The following is a 21,848-nucleotide window of genomic DNA, read 5'->3' as shown; positions in this document are numbered from 1 at the left end:
TTATAATGATGAAGAAAAATTTATTAGCCCTGTTACTTACAGTGATTATTAGTTTCAGCTTAAAAGCACAAAACCCAATTATTAAAGACATTTTTACTGCCGACCCTGCTCCAATAGTTCACAAAGGAACAGTTTATTTATATACCGGGCATGATACTGCATCGGTAACGGCTACTAATTACAAAATGCCCGATTGGCATGTTTTCTCTTCAAAAGACATGGTGAACTGGAAAGATCATGGCGTTTTGCTTTCCCCCCAAACTTTTTCGTGGGCTACAGGTGATGCTTATGCCGCACAGTGTATTGAGCGCGATGGGAAGTTTTATTGGTTTGTTTCTACCTTTCATAAAAGTAATGCCGATAGCAAAGGTGGCTCAGCCATAGGAGTTGCTGTTTCCGATAGTCCTACCGGGCCTTTTAAAGATGCCATTGGCAAAGCCCTTATCACCCACGAAATGACAACCGACACCAAGCATGGCTGGAAAGATATTGATCCAACTGTATTTATTGACGATGACGGGCAAGCTTATTTATTTTGGGGCAACGGCAGTTGTAAATGGGTTAAACTCAAGAAAAATATGATCGAGATGGACGGACAGATTTCAGTATTCAAACCACAAAATTATATTGAAGGTCCGTGGGTGTATAAGCGTGAAAAATTATACTATCTTGTATATGCCAGTGCCGGTACTAAACCCGAAATGATCGAGTATTGTACGGCAACTAATCCGGCTGGTCCTTGGACCTATCGAGGCATCATTCAAAAAAATGTGCCTAATAGTTTTACCACTCATCCGGGTATAATTGATTTTAAAGGCAAATCCTATTTCTTCTATCATAATGGCTCCTTGCCAACCGGTGGCAGTTATCGCCGGTCAATTTGTGTTGATTACATGTATTATAATCCTGATGGAACAATTAAAGAAATTGTACAGACAACTGAAGGGGTAAAGCCTGCGAAATAATTATGAGGGCATGTGCCGGATTGGTATGATTAGCCAATTTTAGAAAGTCTATTTTTCTTAATTAAGATTATAAGAGATTTGATAAAAACCTTCTTAAATAGCTGCATTATGCTAATTTTTGCTCAAATGTTATATATGTGCAACATTTATTTGAACAATTATTCCATCATTTTAGTCAAAAAAGATATTCCACAAATATCAAATCACTGAAATTAGCACCGTTGCTTGTTAACTTTTTTGTTACATTCAACACCAATTAAAAATATAAACCAATTAAATTTTATAAGCCGTTTTGCCATTTGTGATTTAGCCTATTAATTTATAAGATTTTTTGTAATCGATTGCAGGAAATCTAATTCAACAAGACGCTATATTGAAATGGTAAATAAATTACCTGATAGAGATGAAGACATAAACTTTTTCATTCCCTGCTGCTGTCAAGGACACGTAGCTATGAACCAATTGAATGCACAGTTTAAATCCAATAAAACATGAGAAAAATTCGACTTAATAATATAAAATATTGGAAGTATTGTTCGCTGATTATTTTGCTGAACATTATTTCTATAGCAACTTATGCTCAAACTTTTCCGGTAAAAGGAAAAGTGGTTGATGAAAAAAACGAGCCCCTGGCCGGTGCTACTGTCAGCATCACAGGTACAACAACCGCAACTTCAGCCACGGTTGATGGTAATTTTACCTTAAACGTTCCGAACGGAACAAAGAGTATTACTATATCATTTATAGGCTACACCGATGTAATTAAAAATATTACCCCAGAAACCGCTAACGTAGGTGCTATTGCCTTAGGCCGTGCAAGTGGCAAAGACCTAACCGAGGTTGTAGTAATAGGTTACGGCACACAACGCCGTGAAGCAGTTACCGGTTCGGTAGCCTCAATAGGTGGTGAAAAATTACGCGATGTGCCTGCGCCAAATATTTCGCAAGCATTGCAAGGTCGCTTACCAGGCGTTGAGCTTACCCAAACCAATACTAAGCCGGGTGCTAACATGCAGATCCTTATTCGTGGTCAGCGCTCGCTAACTGCCAGCAACGACCCGTTAATTGTGCTAGACGGTATTCCGTTTGTGGGTAACCTCGGCGACATTAACCCTAACGATGTAAAAAGCATCGACATCTTAAAAGATGCGTCGGCAACTGCTATTTACGGTTCGCGTGGTGCCAATGGTGTAATTTTGGTTACTACCAATAGGGGGCAAGCCGGAGCAGATGCTAAAATTACCTATAATGCTTATGCAGGTGCACAAACAGTGTTTGCACGTTATGATATGATGAACGGCCCGGAGTTTTTAGCATTACGTAAAGCGGCCAATTTATATACTACACCAGGTATTGATGAGGCTGATAATGTTAACACCGATTGGCAAGACCTATTGTACAGAACCGGGTATGTAAACAGCCACGATGTAGGCGTATCAGGCGGAAGCAAAGGTGGCGCTTACAATTTTGGTGGTGGCTATTATCAAAACCAAGGCGTTATTCCAACACAACGTTACACACGTTATACATTCCGTGCTTCGGTTGATCAGGCAGTAGGCCAATATGTAAAAGTTGGTTTTACAAACAATAGCAATTACAACCTTACCCAAGGTAACCAGGTTGGTATTTATGGTAACCTGAGCAACTCGCCACTGGCAAACCCTTATAATGCCGATGGTAGCTTAAAAAGAACCATTAAAATGCCGCTTGATGAGAGCTATGTTTTTACCCGTGGCGTGGTAGAGGGCCTGCAAGACAAATGGCTTGACGAAACAAGGGCTTTTGCATCTTACAATTCTATGTATGGCGAAGTGAAAATTCCGGGTGTTAAAGGTTTAAAATACCGCCTTAACCTTGGTTTAGATTACAGGCAATCAAATTACGGTAGCTATACCGGCCAGGGCGTGGGCAGCACCAACGTAACCGAACTTTCAAGAGGTCGTGTAGACAACTCGCACAACTACCACTGGACGGTTGAAAACCTGCTTACCTATGACCGTACTTTTGCTGAAAAACATAGCATCAACGTATTGGCATTATACTCGGCCGAGCAAAATAAATTCAACAGTTCATTCATGACTGCCCGTAACATTCCTTCAGATGCTTTCCAGTTTTATAATTTGGGTCAGGCATTGGTTGATCCGGTTATTGGCGATGGTGTATACCAGGTTACCGGTTTAAATTCATGGATGGGACGTGTGTTATATGCATACGACAACCGTTACTTTTTAAGTGCTACTTTAAGAGCTGATGGTTCATCGCGTTTAGCGCCAGGTAAAAAATGGAAAAGGTTCCCGGCTGTTTCTGCAGGCTGGAATATAACTAATGAATCGTTTGCCAAAGGCATTTCATTCCTCGATAACTTAAAAATTACCGGCGGTTACGGCCAAACTGCTAACCAGGCAGTGGGGCCTTACCAAACTTTGGGTACTTTAGGTATTCGCCAATACAACTTCGGCGATTCAAACTTTGCTACTGGTTATGATGTTACCCGCACTCCTAACGACGCCTTAGGATGGGAATATTCAGATACATGGAATGCGGCTATTGATTTTTCGGTACTTAAGCACCGGTTAACTGGTAGGGTAGAGTATTACTTAACTAACACCAAAAACTTACTTCTCGATCAGGCTTTGCCATCAACAGCCGGTGTGAGCGCCATTACTGCCAATGTTGGCCGTAGCCAAAACAGAGGCGTGGAGTTAGCTTTAAACGGAACCATCCTGGATAACCCCAAAGGCCTTACTTGGGACTTAGGTGTTAACTTGTATCTTAACCGGAATAAATTGGTGGCACTTACCTCAGGTCAAGACCGAAACGAAGGTAACAGCTGGTTTGTAGGTTATAACATTAACTCTATTTTTGATTACCAATACCAGGGTTTATGGCAGCAGGGCGATCAATACCTTAGCGTTTTGGAACCGGGCGGTAACGTTGGTATGATTAAAGTTAAATACACTGGCGATTACAATGCCAACGGCCAGCCTGTACGACCTATAGGTGCAGCCGACCGCCAGATTATTGAGACCGACCCTGATTTTCAAGGTGGCTTTAATACCCGCTTAGCTTACAAAGGCTTTGATTTTAATATGGTTGGTGTATTTAAAAGTGGCGGTATTTTAAACAGTACGCTTTACGGATCGGGTGGTTACCTTAACTTGCTTACCGGTCGTCGTAACAATATTAATGTTGATTATTGGACGCCATCAAATACCGGTGCGAGATACCCTAAGCCAGGTGGCATTTTATCAGGCGATAACCCTAAATATGGTAGTACACTGGGCTATTTTGATGCATCGTATCTAAAAATACGTACTATTACATTAGGTTATGACTTAAACAAGCTGATGCCTAAAGTAAGTACATTTAGAGCACGTGCATATTTCACCGTGCAAAATGCCTTTGTATTATTCTCGCCTTATCATAAAGAATCGGGTATGGACCCAGAAACAAACTCTTATGGTAATGAGAATGCAGCCGTGGCTCTTCCTCAATCGCAGCGCCGCTTGTTAACTATTGGCACTAACACGCCTTCTACCCGTAATTTTATTCTTGGACTGAATGTGTCATTTTAAGTGAATAGTGATGAAAAATTTAAAAACTAAAACCATTATAGGATCTGCGCTATTTGCCCTCTTTTTATCGGCAGGTTGCAGCAAAATACTCGATGAAACACCGAGAGCTACATTCACCCCTGATTTTTTTAAAACTGAGCAGGGCGTTAATGGCGGGTTAACAGCTATGTATGCCCGTTTACGTAATGTATACGGCCAGGCCTATTATTATAACTCGGGCGTTACCGGTACCGATGAAGCTACATGGGGCCAAAGCGCCGACGGTAACTTTAAAGATTATGATTGCTCGGGTGTTGGTATAATACAGTCAACAAGTTTCCCAAGCAGTATATTATGGGGCGAATCATATCCTACTATAAACACTGCCAGCGGGGTAATTGAAAATGCTTCTACTGTAGGTATTTCTCCCGCCTTAATTGCCGAAGCAAGATTCTTTCGTGCTTATTACTACTTTTTGCTGGTACAAACATTTGGCGGCGTTCCGCTTGATTTGGGCTCGGGTGATTTAAAGTTCAATATCAATCCTTCAACCAATTCAAAACGTAATACCGTGCCCGAAGTATATACCAAGGCTGTATTTCCTGATTTGTTGCAAGCCATTAAAGATTTGCCCGCAGTTGGACGCGTAACTGGTGGTTTAACCAAAACCGCAGCACGCTTAATGCTTTCAAAAGCATATTTAACTTATGGCTGGTGGTTACAAAACCCAAACAGCATACCAACTTATCCGGCTGCAAACCGTACCGATCCTGACTCGCATGATGCCAACTGGTATTTTCAGCAGGCGTATGATGTAGCCACCACCGGTATTGATGATCCTGGATCATTCTTTAAACTGCAGCCAACGTATTATGATGTTAACCTTGGTTCAAACGACCGTAACAGCGAAATTGTATTATACGCAGACCACACTCAGGCCAGCGAGAAATACAACGGCGGCAGTTTAACATTTGGTAGCGGTGGTGCGCCTGATAACTTTGCGGGCTGGATGATGACCTGGAATTATCCAACACTTAAAAGTGGTCCTGAAAACTCAGTGTTACGTGCTGCCGAACAGCCATTGGGCCGCCCATGGGTACGTATGGCTCCACCAATTGAAGTATTTAAAAATACCTTTGCCGATAAAACCAACGATTCAAGATACGACGGAACATTTACAACCGTATATCGCGGAAACTGGCAAAAAGGCGGCAGTACCTCGGCAACTTTGCCTAATGCAAACGGATTGCCTATTACCCCGGGTAGCGCTGTACTGTCATTTTTAGATAATGATAACTCTGCAGTAGTTTATGCAGCGGCTAACGGTAATGTGGGAGCAGGTGTATTGCCCGGAAGAGCTGATTGGGTTGTTAACCCAAGCGGTATAAGCCGTATTATGTATCCTGGTCTTTGGAAAATGGGTCCTTACCGTACCGATAATGGTACTGGTTTAGGTCAGCCAAATGCTGGTAGCACCCGTCCTTATCCAATTGCTAAATTTTCTGAGCTGTACTTTATTGCGGCCGAAGCTGCGGTAAAAGGTGCCGTGCCAAAAGCTGGTAAATCGGCACGTGAGTTAATAAACGTTATACGTGCAAGAGCAGGAAAATGGCGTTTTAGCAACAACGGAAATGTTATTAAAGTTGAAGATAACAGCGCTGCAATGATTACTGCAACACCTGCAACTATCGATATAAATTACATTTTGGCCGAGCGCTCACGTGAGTATTATGGCGAAGGTGGCCGTTGGCTTGATTTAATACGTACCCAAACCTGGGGACAAGTTGCCAAAACATTTACAATTTGTGGTCCAACGTTTGGCGATCATACTCCGGTAACGGTAACCCGTGTTATTGATAATCATTTATATCTGCGCCCTATACCGCAAGGGCAGTTAGATAACATGGTAGCCTCTGCTGCCGAAAAAGCTGCCTACCAAAATCCTGGTTATTAATGATTACTTTAGTTAATATGTAGTAGTAAGGCTGTCCGTAAGGGCAGCCTTTTTTATGAGCTACTGCATAATTTATGTTGATTGCTCGTTAATTGATTAATTATTTTTTTAAGAACGTGTATGAAAATCAAGCTCCTGTTATTCTTTCTGATATTTCCTCTTTTTACAAATGCACAGTCGTACAAAGCACACATGGTGTTTAAAGACAGGCTTGAAATTAATGTAGGAAACGGAAAATTGTCAATTATTCCAATGTTGGATAAGGCCATCAGAATACAATGGATCAAAACGAGAGTGGAAGAGCGCGAATTGGTATTTGTGAATAAACCCTCAGTTCCTTATTTTAAAGTTAAGGAAACACCTGCACAAATTTCGCTAAGTACAATAGCTGTTACTGTAACATTTAACAAGGCCACTGGTAAAATTGCATATAGTGATAAAAACGGTAAGACATTTCTTAGCGAGATGCCTGGTTCGAGGAAGCTTGATACAAGTTCAATACACGGCGAAGCCTGCTACATTGCTGAACAAAGTTTTGATTCACCTGCTAATGAATACCTGTTTGGGCTTGGGCAATTTCAGGACGGTCAATACAACCTCAAAAATATCAGTCGCAAGCTTATACAGGTCAATTCTCAAATCAGTATACCGTTTCTATATTCAAGCAGGGGCTTTGGTATATTATGGCATCAGTATGGTTTAACTGAATTTAATCCTGCCGACCAGGTTATAACCTTAACAAAAAAAGATTCTGCATCTGCCGACAAAAAGGAAGCAGATGTAACTACTACATCTGGAACCCGGCGTATATCGCAGCGACAGTCGCTGTATACAGGTAAGTTTACAGTAAAGCACGATGGCGAGTATTCCTTCATGCTCGATTTGGGAGATATGGATAACCGCCATTTGGTAATTATAGATGATGTTCCACAAATTGACCAATCAAACCAATGGTTACCTCCGGCAGTTGGCAAATTAATAAAGCTAAAGGCAGGCGAGCATTCGGTTCAGGTGGTTTGTAAAGCAACTAATACGCCTAAATTATCATTTAAAAAGGCAGGTAATCAAACAACTTTCAGTTCGCCCAACGCACAGAATTTGGATTATGTAGTGTTTTATGGTAGTAGCGCCGATGAGGTTATAAAAAGTTACCGCAATCTTTCGGGCAACGTACCAATGCTGCCTAAATGGGCTTATGGCTTTTGGCAATGCCGCGAGCGCTATACATCTGGTGAACATTTGGTTAATACTATTGAAGAGTTTAGAAGACGAAAACTACCCGTTGATGTAATTGTGCAAGATTGGCAATACTGGGGCAAGTATGGCTGGGGCGTTCCTAAGTTTGATGAAACACATTATCCTGAGCCAGAAAAATTTATTAAGAAGCTCCACGATCTTAACGCCCATTTTTCGCTATCGGTATGGGAAAATCTGGATAAGCGTTCGGAAGTGGCTAAACCTTATATAGATAAAAACTTATACATCCCTAATAGCCCTTGGATAGATATTTTTAACCCCGAAACCGGTAAAACGCATTGGAACGCGTTGAATGAAAACTTATTTAAGTATGGAGTAGATTCATGGTGGATGGATGCCACCGAACCTGAAAATGATGCGCTTGCCGGTAAAAAAACATATTATGGTTTAGGTGATTTTTACAGGCTAACTTATCCGTTATTGGTAAGCAAGGCTATATACAATGGTCAGCGGGCAACCGATTCTAATAAACGGGTAGCAATTTTAACGCGTTCGGCCTACCCGGGGCAGCAACGTTATGGCACCATTAACTGGTCGGGCGATATTGGTTGGGACTGGGATACTTATAAGCGTCAAATAGTTGCAGGCTTAAACTATGCCCTAACCGGTATGCCTTATTGGACTACTGATATAGGCGGTTTTTTCAGGCCGGGGGCTTCGCAGTATAGCGATCCTAAATATCACGATATACTCACCCGTTGGTTTCAGTGGGGAGCGTTTAATCCGATATTCCGTATTCACGGTTATCAAACTGAAACCGAGCCCTGGAAATACGGCGAACAGGTAGAAGCCAACATGCGCACTATGCTTAACCTGCGTTACCGCTTATTACCATACATATATTCAGAGGGCTGGCAGGTGTCCAGTAGCGGTTCTACATTAATGCGCCCGTTGGTAATGGACTTTAAAAATGATCAAACAGCGGTGGGGCAGGCTTATGAATATATGTTCGGGAGGTCGTTCCTTGTGGCGCCTGTTACCGAGCCGGGCATAAAAGAGCGGAGCGTTTATTTACCTAAAGATTATAAATGGTTTGACTTTTGGACCGGCAAAGCATACCCAGGTGGGCAAACTGTAGTAGCTGCCTCACCACAAGATAAAATACCGCTATTTGTTAAATCGGGCTCAATAATACCAATGGGAAAAGTTATTCAGTATGCCTCACAAACCCCGGCCGATACTTTGGAAATAAGAATTTATACCGGAGCTTATGGAAACTTTACCCTGTATAATGATGAAGGTGATAATTACAATTATGAAAAAGGAAAATCCAGGCAAATAGGATTGCATTGGAACGAGAGAAACCAAAGCCTAACAATTGATAAAGCGAAAGGAAGTTATAATGGTGCGCCAATTCAATATGTTTTTAATGTGGTTTGGATAGATGATAAAAATTCATCAGGGCTAAATAAACCTAAGACGGTTGCATATAAGGGGCAAAAACTAACCATCAATAGAAGATAGCGTATTTTACAACACAAATGCATACATATTTAACAGCATTTTAAACAATTGTACACTGTTAGGGTAGTTGCACAGTATAATTTTGCCCTCGTTCAGTTTATGATGATGAACTAATAAACCAATATCATCAGTTGTTTTTTAATTATTCTAAACCACACCGCTTAACCATTTTAACAATTTTAAATAATGAGTAAAATTGCTCAAAAAAGCTTGCTCGCTATTGCGGCTATAACAACTTTAATAACCACAGCCCTAACTATTAAATTTCAGGAGCGCGAAAAAGGCTTAAAAGATGTTTACAAAAAGTATTTCCCAATAGGTGTTGCTGTAACGCCACGGGAATTGAAAAGTGAAGAGGCGGGCCTTATTCAAAAAGAATTTGCCAGCATAACGCCCGAAAATGCGATGAAGATAGGGCCTATTCATCCGCAGGAGAATCGCTTTTTTTGGAACGATGCGGATAGTATAGTTGCATTTGCACAGCGCAACAATTTAAAAGTTCGTGGGCATACCTTATGCTGGCATGCACAAACCCCTCGCTGGCTTTTTGTTGATACTGCCGGTAAAGATGTTAGTAAAGAAGTATTACTAAAACGTTTGCACGATCACATACATGAGGTAGTTACCCGTTACAAAGGCAAAATATATGCTTGGGATGTAGTTAATGAGGCTATTGCCGATGATTCAACTTACCTGCGTAAATCAAAATGGTACCAGATATGCGGCGAGGACTTTATTGCCAAAGCATTTGAATATGCGCACGAAGCCGATCCTAAAGCTGTACTTTTCTACAACGATTATAACACTGAAATTCCAGCAAAACGTGATAAAATATTAAAATTGCTAAAAAGCCTTTTAGCCAAGAAAGTACCTATACATGGGGTGGGTTTGCAGGCACACTGGTCTGTATCAACCCCAAGCCGTGAGGAACTCGAAAAATCGATCAAAGAATTTTCGGCTTTGGGCTTGCAGGTGCAGTTTACCGAGATGGATATCTCTGTTTATGCAGGAAGACAGGGTGGACAGCTAATTCAAGGCCAGGAGCAGGTTGCTAATTCAACATTTACACCTGAGATGGAACAGCAGCAAATGGAAAAATATAAAATGATATTTGACGTGTTTCGCCAGTACCGCAAGCAAATTACCGGGGTAACTTTTTGGAATGTATCTGACCGTTACACCTGGCTTAATGGCAGGGGACGCAAAAACTATCCGCTGTTATTTGATGCCGATCTGCAACCTAAAAAGGCGTATTGGGAAGTAGTGAATTTTTCAAAATAAATATCTCATAGCAACCTAAACATCATACGCTGCTATAATTGGCAAAAATCATGATTAACAATGGCTACTCTAAAAGAGTGGCCATTGTTGTTTAATTAGTAAAGTTAATCCTTATAGTTTGTTTTTAAATCGCCTGCCCTAAATGACCATTCCATATGTTTATCTAAATCCTGCCTCAATAATATATTTAATTGTGCAGTGTGATGTTGTGTATGGCGTAAATTATAGAGTATAATTTCTAAAACCGGGTAATCCATATCACCGGGCTGGTCGCCTTCTTTAAATCTATCATGAAGGCTGCCCTCATTTAGCGAATAAATTAATTGATTACATTTCTGCCGGTTATGGTCAAGATAGTTTAAGAGCTCTTGTTTTGTATAAATTTTATCAGGTATTAAGTCATCAATTGCTTCCGCTGGCCGGTCATCCAATTCTTTTTGAGTAAACGGAAGCATAGGAGAAAACTCACTTGGGGGAATACTCAAATAATAGTCTAAAAAAATAATACTGTGATAAGTAATGTAATAAAACCTTTTATGGGTTTGAAAATAATTGTCATCACAATTTGATACCACGTTAATAAGCATGTCAATGCTTGCACCAAATTGGTTCCACAAAATGTCGTTTATTAGTTTGTTCATCGTGTTCGTGTTTATTTGTTAATTTTTACGCCGCCTGTAGCTTAATTGTACTTGCAATTACACTAATGTTGTTTTATGGATATTATATTCATAAAACAACATTTATACAATCATGAATTTTTAAAGGCTCGTTATTAAGTTGTGTTTGTAATAATATATTAGTTATTAAGGGTTTATGATGTATTAAAGTTGGCTTCATATCAACTATGCAACAAAATATTAAACATAATGGTGATTAATTTATACAATAGTGCTATTGCTCATTACTGTGTAAGCATAGTTTTGACTAACTAAATTATAAAACAATACGCGTAGCCATCCAAATGTCTGCCCGTTGTATCAACCAGTTATAAAACGCATGCGGCAAAATAGTAAGCTGTTATTAGTTTACCTTTTGAAGCTATTTCTAAACCTGATTTAAACCTTATGAATAAACCTGTACAAACCAAATTGCTTAACTACTCCATGCAGACAGATGTATATACACGTGTTATTTTAGGTGATTTAAATAGTAAATCACAGTTAACATCTGCAATGTTTTCAAGCATTATACCATAAACTCTAACTACTTGTATACAATCGATTGTATGCAAGTAGTTATTGTTAAAAACCATTATAAACACACCTAACCCAATTAGTGAAATGAAGAAATAGTTACACATAAAAAAACCGGCAGTATTCCAGTACTACCGGTTATCAATTCAAGCCCGCAAGTTTCTCACACAAGTTAAAACACCTTTAGAAGGATGTTAATGGGCTCTTTTTGCATAGTATCAACAAAATATCAACACTAACCAAATGTATGAAATAATTCTCCTCAACCAAACTACCCCAAATCTTAATTATTGAATTGACTTTCAGATTACTAAGAATCATGAAGCAATTTAATTGACCCATAAATGGCATTGCTTATAAAGCATATGTCTGTAAGATATATAAGCCATATCAATGGCATAACCTTATTTATAATTAACCTTTTATGATTATAATCAAAAATAAAAATACGCAGCTCTGCAAAATTCCATTGCTGGCGTTGCTTCTGTTTTTCAATACTTTGGTTACTCATGCGCAAAGCACCGTTACACTAAGAGGTACTGTAACCGACAAAACAGGAGAGCCTGTAATTGGTGCCACCGTTGCTACCAAAGGCAACAACCCCCGAAAGACCATTACCGATATTAACGGAAAATTTGCATTAACAGTTTCCGGTGATAATGTGATTGTGGTGGTGTCATACGTTGGCCTGGTGACCAAGGAAATCAAAATATCAAGTGATTCTGATAACAAGGTCATCCTGGAAGATGCTAATAAAACCATGAACGAAGTTGTGGTGGTAGGTTACGGGCAGCAGAAAAAAATTAGCGTGGTAGGTGCTATCACACAAACCACAGGCAAAGTTTTAGAACGTACAGGCGGTGTAACCAACCTTGGCATGGCTTTAACCGGTAATTTGCCGGGTGTAGTAACCAGTTCATCAACAGGTATGCCCGGAGCCGAAGATCCACAGATACTCATCAGGGGGCAAAGTTCATGGAATAATAGTTCGCCGCTGATATTGGTTGACGGCATTGAGCGCTCTATCAGTTCAATTGATATTTCTTCGGTAGAAAGCGTATCTGTATTAAAAGATGCATCGGCCACGGCGGTGTATGGTGTACGTGGTGCCAACGGCGTAATATTGGTAACCACTAAACAAGGAGCGGAGGGTAAACCCCAGGTGCAGGTAAGATCTAACGTTACCACAAAAATTGCTTCAAGGCTGCCTGAAAAGTATGACTCTTACGACGCCTTAATGATCAGGAACAAGATTTTTGAAAGAGAGTCGATAGTTGATCCTAATACCTGGGCGGGTTATATGCCCAAGGAAATGATTGATAAGTACCGTAACCCTTTAAATGCTGATGAGTGGGACCGGTACCCTAACGTTGATTGGGAAAAAGAGCTTTTTAAAAGCCATGCCATGTCATACAATACAGCGGCAAATGTATCGGGCGGTTCTAAATTTGTAAAATATTTTGCTGGAGTTGACTTGGTTAGGGAAGGGGATTTGTTTAAAACTTTCCCTAATAACAGGGGCTACGAATCGAACTTTGGATACAACCGTACCAACGTTCGCAGTAACCTCGATTTTAACCTAACCAAAACAACGCTGTTTTCTACCAAATTATTTGGCTCTAACGGGGTAAGGCAATTGCCTTACAACATGGCCGATGGTGATGGCTCTATATGGTCATCAGCCTATCGTACAGCGCCTGATACCTTCAGACCAATTTATTCAGATGGGACATACGGCTATTACCCAACCGCCACGCAAGATCAGCCAAATGCGGCATTTTGGTTAGCCTATTCAGGTGTCGAAAAAAGAACAAGCACGCAGCTTACTACCGATTTTATTTTGCAACAAAAGCTGGATATGCTTACAAAGGGCTTGAGCTTTAGAGCAAGTGTATCACTCGATAATACGTTTTTAGAAAGAAGACGCGGAATCAACGATCAAAACAATGCGGCCCAACGTAAATATATTTTCCCTTTATCGGGTTTAACCGCTTATGAGCAAAGCCGCAATACCGGTACCCAGTTTGATTTTACCGAAGCCATAGCCTGGAGTGTTGCACCTGGGGAGGTAGATAAAAATGCTACTTACCGTAATACTAACTACCAGTTACAGTTAAACTACGCCCGTACCTTTGGTTACCATGATGTAACCGCTATGGGGCTTTTACAGCGTCAAAAATCAGCGCGTGGCAGTGTGTTTGCTAATTACCGCGAAGATTGGGTGTTTCGTACCACCTATGCCTTTAAATCAAAGTATTTGTTTGAGGCAAACGGTGCTTATAACGGCTCCGAAAAATTCGGTCCCGATTATAGGTTTGCTTTTTTTCCGTCAGTATCAGGTGGCTGGGTAATCAGCAACGAAAAATTTATGAGCAAATTAACTTTTGTTGACTTGCTGAAAGTTCGTGCCTCTTGGGGCCGGATAGGTGATGACGGTTTTAATAGCCCACGTTGGCCATTCCGCGATTCTTATCAATACTCCGGCACCACCTCACAGGCTGGTAACCAGGTAGTGGCTTCACCTTACACCATTTATCGTGTAGGTACAATGGGTAATCCAAACCTTTCATGGGAAACGGTGGAGAAGCGAAACTTAGGTTTTAACTACAGCTTTTTGAAAGGAAAGATTACAGGTAGCGTAGATATTTTCAGAGACAAACGAAGCAACATTGTAATTGGTGGTAATGCCAGGGCTATACCTTCGTTTTATGGCTTTGGTACCCCTGAATTGCCAAGCGCCCCAAGCGCAAACCTTGGGGAGGTAGTTAGTAAGGGTTACGAAATAGAACTCGCTTTCAATCAGCCGTTAGGAAAAAATGCACGTATGTGGGCTAATGCTGCTGTTACGCATGCTCAAAACGTTACCAACTTTCGCGATGATCCGGAGTTAACTCCTTCGTACCAAAAGTTAGCAGGTTATGCCATAGGCCAAACCCGTACGTTTATTGATAATGGTTTTTTACAAAGTTGGGATGATATTTACGGGAGCACAACCCGTTTAGCCAACAACCAAAACCGTTTACCGGGTGATTACAATATCATCGATTTTAATGGCGACGGTTTAATAGATGACAAGGACAGGGCACCTTTTGGTTACACCGGTAATCCTCAAAACACCTATAACCTAAATGTGGGTTTTGAATGGAAGCGCTTCAGCATTTTTGTGCAGTTCTATGCCGTAAACAATGTAACACGACAAATACAGTTTCCTAATTTCCAGGGAAAAAGTAACCTCATATTCGTAGAAAAACCTTTTTGGTTCTTGCAAGACGGCGGGGGCGAGGTTCCACCTTCTCGTTATGTAGTGTTAGATGCTCATGGCAGTAACGGTACCCGATATTTTTATGATGCCTCTTATGTGCGTTTAAAAAACGCTGAAATTGGCTACATGCTTCCAACTAAACTCGTCAGCAAAATAGGTTTAAAAAATTGCCGGTTGTATGTAAACGGAAATAACCTCCTGCTTTGGACAAAAATGCCCGATGACCGCGAATCTAACTTTAGTTCTGCTAACGGCGATTCGAGCAATGGTGCTTATCCTACTGTCAGACGTTTCAACCTGGGTCTTGATATAACCTTATAATTTATAAGAAGATGAAAAATATCTTAACTAAAATTTTGTTGCCTGTTATCATCGTATTGGGCAGCGGCTCACTTAGTTCATGTAAAAAGTACCTCGAAAGATCGCCATTGGCCGACATTGAGGAAACCGACCCCTATAAGAACTTCCGCAATTTTCAGGGCTTTACCGAGGAGTTGTATAACTGTCTTCCGCTACTGAGTGTAAATCAGTCTCACAACTCATTTAACCTGGGCGAAGATGAGTTTTGGGAACTTGGCGAAACCCGTTTAATATCATACCATATTGACCAGGGCAATTATCTTGCCTGGACTGGTACTTTATATAATTTCCTTGGGCCGGGAGGTAACCCTACCGTAGGCATAGGAACAGATACCCACAGAAACAAAGGAAACTTGTGGGGCTTATCATGGTATGCCATACGCAAAGCGAATGTTGGGCTTGCCAATTTAGATAAGCTAACCGAAGCCACGCAGGAAGAAAAAGACCTTATAGCCGGCCAATTGTACTTTTTCAGGGGCTTCTATCACTTCTGTTTAATGCAGTACTGGGGCGGGCTTCCATATGTTGATCAGGTTTTCCCTACAGACGAGGTTATTAAAATATCACGTCTTAGTTATCAGGCTACTGCCGACAGGGCGGCGGCCGATTTAAAGAAAGCAGCTGATTTGCTGCCCGTACACTGGGATTTAACCACCGTGGGGCAACAAACAAGCGGCAATAACAACCAGCGGATCAATAAAATAATGGCTTTGGGCTTTTTGGCCAAAAATTACCTGTTTGCAGGCAGCCCTTTAATGAACAGGGAATCAACCGGTAGCAGCACTTATAATGCAGATTACTGTAAGAAAGCAGCTGATGTATTTGCCCAAATGCTTCAGTTAATTGAATCAACCCAACGTTATGAGTTGGCGCCGTATTCACAAATACGCGACGTAATTTACACCTTCAACCAAAATGGTAAAACGCCGGGGCTGAAAGAAGCTATTATGCTGGAGAACCTTACCGAGGCAGCCGGACGCTGGCGCTGGAACCAGGTGACCGATTATCGTCCTATTACCATATTGCCAAATGGTATAAAGGTTTACCCCACAGCCAATTATGTTGATTATTATGGTATGGCCAACGGCTTACCTATTCCCGACCCGGAAAAGGCTGACCCTGAAAGCGGCTATGATCCGGCGTACCCTTGGCGTAACCGCGACCCTCGTTTTTATAACGATATAATGATCGATGGTGAAAAATGCGTGTCGGGCGCGCAAAGTGTTAACAATAACGAATTCAGGCAGTATGCAAGTCTTTTTAGCGGCGGCCTGTTCCGTACGGCCGATGGTAATAAAAAAGTTTGGACCGGTTATATGAATTCCAAATTAACAGCCAAACTGCTGAATGATTTTGACGGGTACCGCGAAAACAACACACTTATATTAAGCTTAATGCGACTGGCTGATGTGTACCTGATGTATGCCGAGGCAACGGCCAATGGATACGGTACCCCTCAAAGTATAGCCCCCGGTTATACGCTTACTGCATTAGCAGCGGTAAATAAAATTCGTAACCGTGCCGGTGTACCCAATATAGCTGCTAAATACCAGGGTTCAACCACCGAATTTATGAGCGAGTTACGCCGCGAGCGTGCCGTTGAACTGGCGTTTGAAGGCCACCGTTTTAACGACTTACGCCGCTGGTTGCTTTTAACGCAACGCCCTTATACCTATAAAAAATCCATCGAGTTTGACAGGGCTACGCCTAACGCTCAGATATACGCCGATCCGCGCAATGCACGCGTAAATAACTACAGGGAGGTAGTATTATTTGAAAGACAATTGGGTGAAAGGCACTACTGGTTACCGTTCAGGTTAGAGGATGTGAACATGTACAAGGAGTTTAAACAGAATCCAGGTTGGTAATTAAAATTCGACAAACAATGATGAATAAAAATATAAAAACCTGTTGTGTTCTGGCTGCTGCTTTTTTGTTAAGCATGGCAGGAGCTCACGCACAGGAAAAACAGGACAGTTTGGTAAATGTAGCATTCCGAACGGTAGCCAAAGATGACCTGCTTGGCGGTGTATCAACAGTTAACGTAGCCGAACTGTTAAAGAAAAACTATGCAGTAGGTAGTTTAGATAACTTGCAAAGCCTGGTAAGCGGTTATACCGGCAACATTTGGGGCCAGGCGCCGCTAATATTGGTTGATGGTATACCTCGCCGCGCTACCGATGTACGTATGGTTGAGGTACAATCTATTACCGTGTTGAAAGGTGCCAGCGCAGTAGTATTGTATGGCAGTACCGCTGCAAAAGGAGCGGTATTAATTACCACCAAACGCGGCAGCATTAAACCCTTAACTATTGATGTACGCGCCAATACGGGTTTGTTTGTGCCTAAGGGCTATCCAAAATACCTAAACTCGGCCGATTATATGACCTTGTATAACGAAGCCCTTACTAACGACGGTATACCAACCTCGGGCGCTGGATATAGCCAGGATGTAATTAATAATACCCGGGCAGGCACTAACCCGTACCGGTACCCTGATGTTGATTTTTTTAGCTCGGAGTATTTAAAGAAAACCTATTTCCGGTCAGATCTAACCACAGAAGTATCAGGTGGAAATGATGTAGCGCGCTACTACACCAATATTGGTTTGACTTATAACAACAGCCTGGTAAAATACGGAGAGCAAAAAAACAATAACGATTTTGCTTTTAATGTAAGGGGAAACGTTGATATGAACATTGCCAAATGGTTAAGCGCCTCGGCCGATGCTGTGGCCATAAGCACAAGCAATTATGTTGGCAGGGGCAACTTTTGGGGGGCAACTTCAACAGTAGCGCCAAATTTTAACAGGTTTTCGCCGCTCATTCCTATCAGCATGCTCGATCCTAACAATCCGGCATTGCAAACCATTGTAAACAACAGTAATCATATTATCGATGGTAAGTTTTTGCTTGGTGGTCAAAGCACTAATCCAACCAACGTATTTTCTGATATGCTGGCCGCAGGTTACATCAAAACTAAATCAAGCACATTCCTGTACAACCTAAATTTAAAAGCCGATTTAGGTTCGATACTGAAAGGGTTAAGTTTTAAAACCGGTACCAGTATGGATTATTCCTCTTTATATTCGGAGGGCTACACACTACCTTATGCAACCTACCGGCCAACATGGTCAACCGTTAACGGGCAGGACATAATCACAGCATTAGAACGTTTTGGTGAAGATAAAAATTCCACTAACGAATTTGTGGGCAGGTCTACCTACACACAAACCATGTCGTTCAAATCGCAGTTTGATTACGACCGCACTTTTGCACAAGACCATCAGGTAAAGGCAACCGTGTTGGGTTGGTGGTATAAAACCCAATTCTCCAGTGATATTGATAATGAAGGGGGAAGTGACTATCAACCCATCCTTAATACCAACTTAGGTTTTCAGGCTACCTATAACTTCCGCAAAAAGTACTATGTAGATTTTTCGGGCGCACTGGTACATTCAGCCAAATTACCTCCCGGCAAACGTGATGCCATATCACCCACAGTAACACTCGGATGGCGTATAAGCGAAGAGAAGTTTGTAAAGGATAACCTATCATTTATAGATAACTTTAAAATAAACGGCTCATACGCTTCCGTTAATCAGGATTTAGATGTTACAGGCTATCGTGCAAATAACACCGCCGAGCCGGTTGATTATTACCTGTATCAAGGCTATTACAGCAACACTGCCACATTTGGCGGCTGGTACCAATGGCGCGATAACGTAGCCGGTGGACGTACAACCCTTTCGGGCCAGGCAGATAACAGGGATTTAACCTTTATTAAGCGTAACGAGTTCAGATTTGGATTTGACGGGTCGTTATTTAAAAACCTCATCTCGGTAGAGGCCAATTATTTTTCGCAAACTACTGATGGGCTGCTTGCCCGCGGTTTAACCATTTACCCGTCTTACTTTTCAGGTTCGGGAGATTTTCGCCCCTGGATAAACTTTGGTAAAGAAAAACATACCGGTTTTGATTTTGCAGTAAACCTGAACAATAAAATTGGACAGGTGCACTACTCACTTGGTGTTACCGGTATGTTTTACAAATCAAATGTGGTAAGAAGAGACGAAACGCCTGAACAAGACTACCTGGCCCGTACAGGTAAGCCTTTAGATGCTTATTTCGGTTTCATTAGCGAAGGATTGTTCCAGAGCCAGGCTGAAATTGATAATTCGCCAAGGCAAACATTTGGTGCGGTAAAACCCGGCGACATTAAATACAAAGATGTTAACGGCGACGGCACCATTGATAACCGCGACCAGGTTGACCTTGGTCGCAACGGCTGGGCAGCTGCACCTTTCAACTATGGGGTTAACCTTACCGTTAAATGGAAAAACCTATCGTTGTTTGCGTTAGGTGCCGGTAATACGGGTGCTATTGGTTTCAAAAACAGCTCATACTATTGGGTTGGTGGTAGTACTAAATACTCTGAGATTGTACAAGGCCGTTGGACCGAGGCAACTAAAAATTCAGCCACTTATCCGCGTTTAACCACAACCAGTAACAACAACTTCCGCAATTCAACTTATTGGATGTATAAAACCAACCGGTTTGATGTGCGCAGGGTACAACTTACCTATGATTTTAAATCAGAGATGTTCCTGAAATCTTTTGTTCATGGCTTGAGCGTGTATGTACAGGGTGATAACCTGTTTGTGTTCTCAAAAGAGCGCGAGTTAATGGAAACTAACATAGGTACAGCACCCCAAACCCGATTTTTTAATATAGGCGCAAAAGCTTCATTTTAATGACCAAGTAAAGCATAACTATTATGAAACTTAAGATAATTACTTTCGGATTGGCTCTGCTGTCTATGGCAAGTTGCAAGAAGATATTAGACCCCGAGCCCGAGAACCTCAAGACGCTTGATCAGATGTATAACGATGCAAATTTTGCACAAGGATTTCTGATGAATGCTTACCGAACCATACCTACTTATTACGATAACTCTGATTATGCCACAGATGATGCCGTAACTAACTTACTTAACAATACGTATTTACAAATAGCCACCGGTTCATGGACGGCATCTAATAACCCAACTTCGGTATGGAACCAGTCATACGAAGGAACGCAGTACATCAACCTGTTTTTGGAAAACTCAAACAAAGTAAAATGGGCGGCCGACCCTGAGGCATCAAAGCTGTTTAACCTGCGCATGCGGGGAGAGGCTTTTGGCTTGCGGGCACTCTACTTGTACTTTTTGCTGCGTAACCACGGCGGTATTGCAAGTAATGGGCAGCTTACCGGAGTGCCTATACTTACCGAATACCAAAGCGGGCAAGCGAATTATAATATTCCCCGTGCCAGTTTTGACGCCTGCGTAAAGCAAATTCATAAGGATTTGGATAGCGCCGAGCTTTATTTGCCGGTTGAATATAATGATATTGCCACTGGCGTAGCTGTGCCCGATCGCTTTAAGCCTTATACCCAAAATCGCGAAACTTACAACCGCGTAATGGGGCAAACGGCCAGGCTGTTGTTCAACGGATTGATTGCTAAGGCATTCAGGGCAAGAGTGGCGCTGTTGGCGGCAAGTCCGGCTTTTCAAAACAGCTCTAACACAACTACCTGGGCAAATGCGGCTGATTATGCAGGAGCAGTAATTGATTATAAAGGCGGCGTGAACGGCTTGCCCGCAAACGGCTGGACATACTTTACCAACACTGCCGAAATTGATGCAGTAGGAAGCGGCGTTAACCCACCCGAAATGCTTTGGCGCGAGAACATTGTAACCAATGATGGCACGCAGGAGGGTTTACATTTTCCGCCAACCTTGTTTGGTAGTGGCAACATGAATCCAACACAAAACCTGGTAGATGCCTTTCCTATGGCTAACGGTTATCCAATTAATCATGTTAGTGCAAATTACAATGCTGCAGCACCGTATGCAAACAGAGATCCACGATTTGCCAGGTACATTATTTATGATGGAAGCACTGCTGGTGTATCAAACGCGGTTATACGTACAGGCAGCCTCTCGGGTACCGATAACGGTATTAATACCAGGAGCACCTCAACCCGTACCGGCTATTACATGAAAAAGCGGTTGCGGATGGATGTAAACCGTAACCCCAATTCTTTAACCGGTAAAAATCACTACAATCCGCGCATTCGCTATACCGAGATGTACCTTGATTATGCCGAAGCTGCTAATGAGGCTTATGGACCATCTGGAACCGGAACAAGATCTTACTCGGCCTATGATGTCATCAAAGCAATACGCAAAAGATCATTAAACTTAAATACCGACCCATACCTGGAAGAGTGCCGGGCAGATCAGGTTAAAATGCGTGAATTGATACGCAATGAACGTCGCATTGAACTGTGTTTCGAGAGCTTCCGTTTTTGGGACCTTCGCCGTTGGAAAGTTGATTTGCCTAAGCTAAACGAAATAACTCGTGGACTTGATGTAAATGCCGGGGTATACACGCCTTTTAATGTGGAAACCCGTAATTACCAAAGCTATATGTACTATGGCCCAATCCCTAACTCCGAAGTTTTAAAGTACAACCAGCTCATACAAAATCAGGGCTGGAGATAATAATTT

General features: G+C 41.8%; 10 protein-coding genes. 9 read left to right on the top strand and 1 reads right to left on the bottom strand.

What is annotated here, in order from left to right:
* Positions 1 to 5: 5 nt before the first annotated feature.
* The 5 genes from QE417_RS05375 to QE417_RS05355 all read left to right on the top strand — a co-directional run bounded on the left by QE417_RS05375 (position 6) and on the right by QE417_RS05355 (position 10,475).
* Entirely contained in the window at positions 6 to 965 is a 960-nt protein-coding gene (locus QE417_RS05375) for a glycoside hydrolase family 43 protein (protein WP_311948078.1), read from the top strand.
* A gap of 491 nt (positions 966 to 1,456) precedes the next feature.
* Positions 1,457 to 4,540: a SusC/RagA family TonB-linked outer membrane protein gene (locus QE417_RS05370; protein ID WP_311948076.1), complete on the top strand. Its 3,084-nt coding sequence runs from the start codon at positions 1,457 to 1,459 to the stop codon at positions 4,538 to 4,540.
* Positions 4,541 to 4,550: 10 nt separating this feature from the next.
* Entirely contained in the window at positions 4,551 to 6,473 is a 1,923-nt protein-coding gene (locus QE417_RS05365) for a RagB/SusD family nutrient uptake outer membrane protein (protein ID WP_311948074.1), read from the top strand.
* Positions 6,474 to 6,593: 120 nt separating this feature from the next.
* On the top strand, positions 6,594 to 9,194 hold the full coding sequence (locus QE417_RS05360; RefSeq protein WP_311948071.1) for a glycoside hydrolase family 31 protein: 2,601 nt from the start codon (positions 6,594 to 6,596) through the stop codon (positions 9,192 to 9,194).
* A gap of 186 nt (positions 9,195 to 9,380) precedes the next feature.
* Positions 9,381 to 10,475 carry an endo-1,4-beta-xylanase gene (locus QE417_RS05355; protein ID WP_311948069.1) on the top strand — a complete coding sequence of 365 codons (1,095 nt, stop codon included), beginning with the start codon at positions 9,381 to 9,383 and terminating at the stop codon, positions 10,473 to 10,475.
* Positions 10,476 to 10,579: 104 nt separating this feature from the next.
* Here QE417_RS05355 and QE417_RS05350 read toward each other — a convergent pair whose 3' ends face one another.
* Positions 10,580 to 11,116 (bottom strand): DinB family protein, encoded by a 537-nt coding sequence (locus QE417_RS05350; RefSeq protein WP_311948067.1) that lies wholly within the window; start codon positions 11,114 to 11,116, stop codon positions 10,580 to 10,582.
* A 979-nt stretch (positions 11,117 to 12,095) separates the two neighbouring features.
* Here QE417_RS05350 and QE417_RS05345 point away from each other — a divergent pair.
* The 4 genes from QE417_RS05345 to QE417_RS05330 all read left to right on the top strand — a co-directional run bounded on the left by QE417_RS05345 (position 12,096) and on the right by QE417_RS05330 (position 21,842).
* The gene (locus tag QE417_RS05345) at positions 12,096 to 15,254 is read left to right on the top strand and encodes a SusC/RagA family TonB-linked outer membrane protein (protein ID WP_311948065.1); all 3,159 of its coding nucleotides are present in this window, start codon (positions 12,096 to 12,098) and stop codon (positions 15,252 to 15,254) included.
* Positions 15,255 to 15,265: 11 nt separating this feature from the next.
* Positions 15,266 to 17,161: a RagB/SusD family nutrient uptake outer membrane protein gene (locus tag QE417_RS05340; RefSeq protein ID WP_311948063.1), complete on the top strand. Its 1,896-nt coding sequence runs from the start codon at positions 15,266 to 15,268 to the stop codon at positions 17,159 to 17,161.
* Between the two features lie 74 nt (positions 17,162 to 17,235).
* Entirely contained in the window at positions 17,236 to 20,046 is a 2,811-nt protein-coding gene (locus QE417_RS05335) for a SusC/RagA family TonB-linked outer membrane protein (RefSeq protein WP_311948060.1), read from the top strand.
* Positions 20,047 to 20,069: 23 nt separating this feature from the next.
* Positions 20,070 to 21,842: a RagB/SusD family nutrient uptake outer membrane protein gene (locus QE417_RS05330; protein WP_311948058.1), complete on the top strand. Its 1,773-nt coding sequence runs from the start codon at positions 20,070 to 20,072 to the stop codon at positions 21,840 to 21,842.
* Positions 21,843 to 21,848 lie beyond the last annotated feature (6 nt).

Source organism: Mucilaginibacter terrae, from assembly GCF_031951985.1.
GTDB lineage: Bacteria > Bacteroidota > Bacteroidia > Sphingobacteriales > Sphingobacteriaceae > Mucilaginibacter > Mucilaginibacter terrae_A.
This window is presented reverse-complemented; position numbering and strand designations above follow the sequence as displayed.

Coding starts and splice junctions, on each gene's coding strand:
- QE417_RS05375 (WP_311948078.1), top strand. CDS start 6: ATGATGAAGAAAAATTTATTAGCCCTGTTACTTACAGTGATTATTAGT.
- QE417_RS05370 (WP_311948076.1), top strand. CDS start 1,457: ATGAGAAAAATTCGACTTAATAATATAAAATATTGGAAGTATTGTTCG.
- QE417_RS05365 (WP_311948074.1), top strand. CDS start 4,551: ATGAAAAATTTAAAAACTAAAACCATTATAGGATCTGCGCTATTTGCC.
- QE417_RS05360 (WP_311948071.1), top strand. CDS start 6,594: ATGAAAATCAAGCTCCTGTTATTCTTTCTGATATTTCCTCTTTTTACA.
- QE417_RS05355 (WP_311948069.1), top strand. CDS start 9,381: ATGAGTAAAATTGCTCAAAAAAGCTTGCTCGCTATTGCGGCTATAACA.
- QE417_RS05350 (WP_311948067.1), bottom strand. CDS start 11,116: ATGAACAAACTAATAAACGACATTTTGTGGAACCAATTTGGTGCAAGC.
- QE417_RS05345 (WP_311948065.1), top strand. CDS start 12,096: ATGATTATAATCAAAAATAAAAATACGCAGCTCTGCAAAATTCCATTG.
- QE417_RS05340 (WP_311948063.1), top strand. CDS start 15,266: ATGAAAAATATCTTAACTAAAATTTTGTTGCCTGTTATCATCGTATTG.
- QE417_RS05335 (WP_311948060.1), top strand. CDS start 17,236: ATGGCAGGAGCTCACGCACAGGAAAAACAGGACAGTTTGGTAAATGTA.
- QE417_RS05330 (WP_311948058.1), top strand. CDS start 20,070: ATGAAACTTAAGATAATTACTTTCGGATTGGCTCTGCTGTCTATGGCA.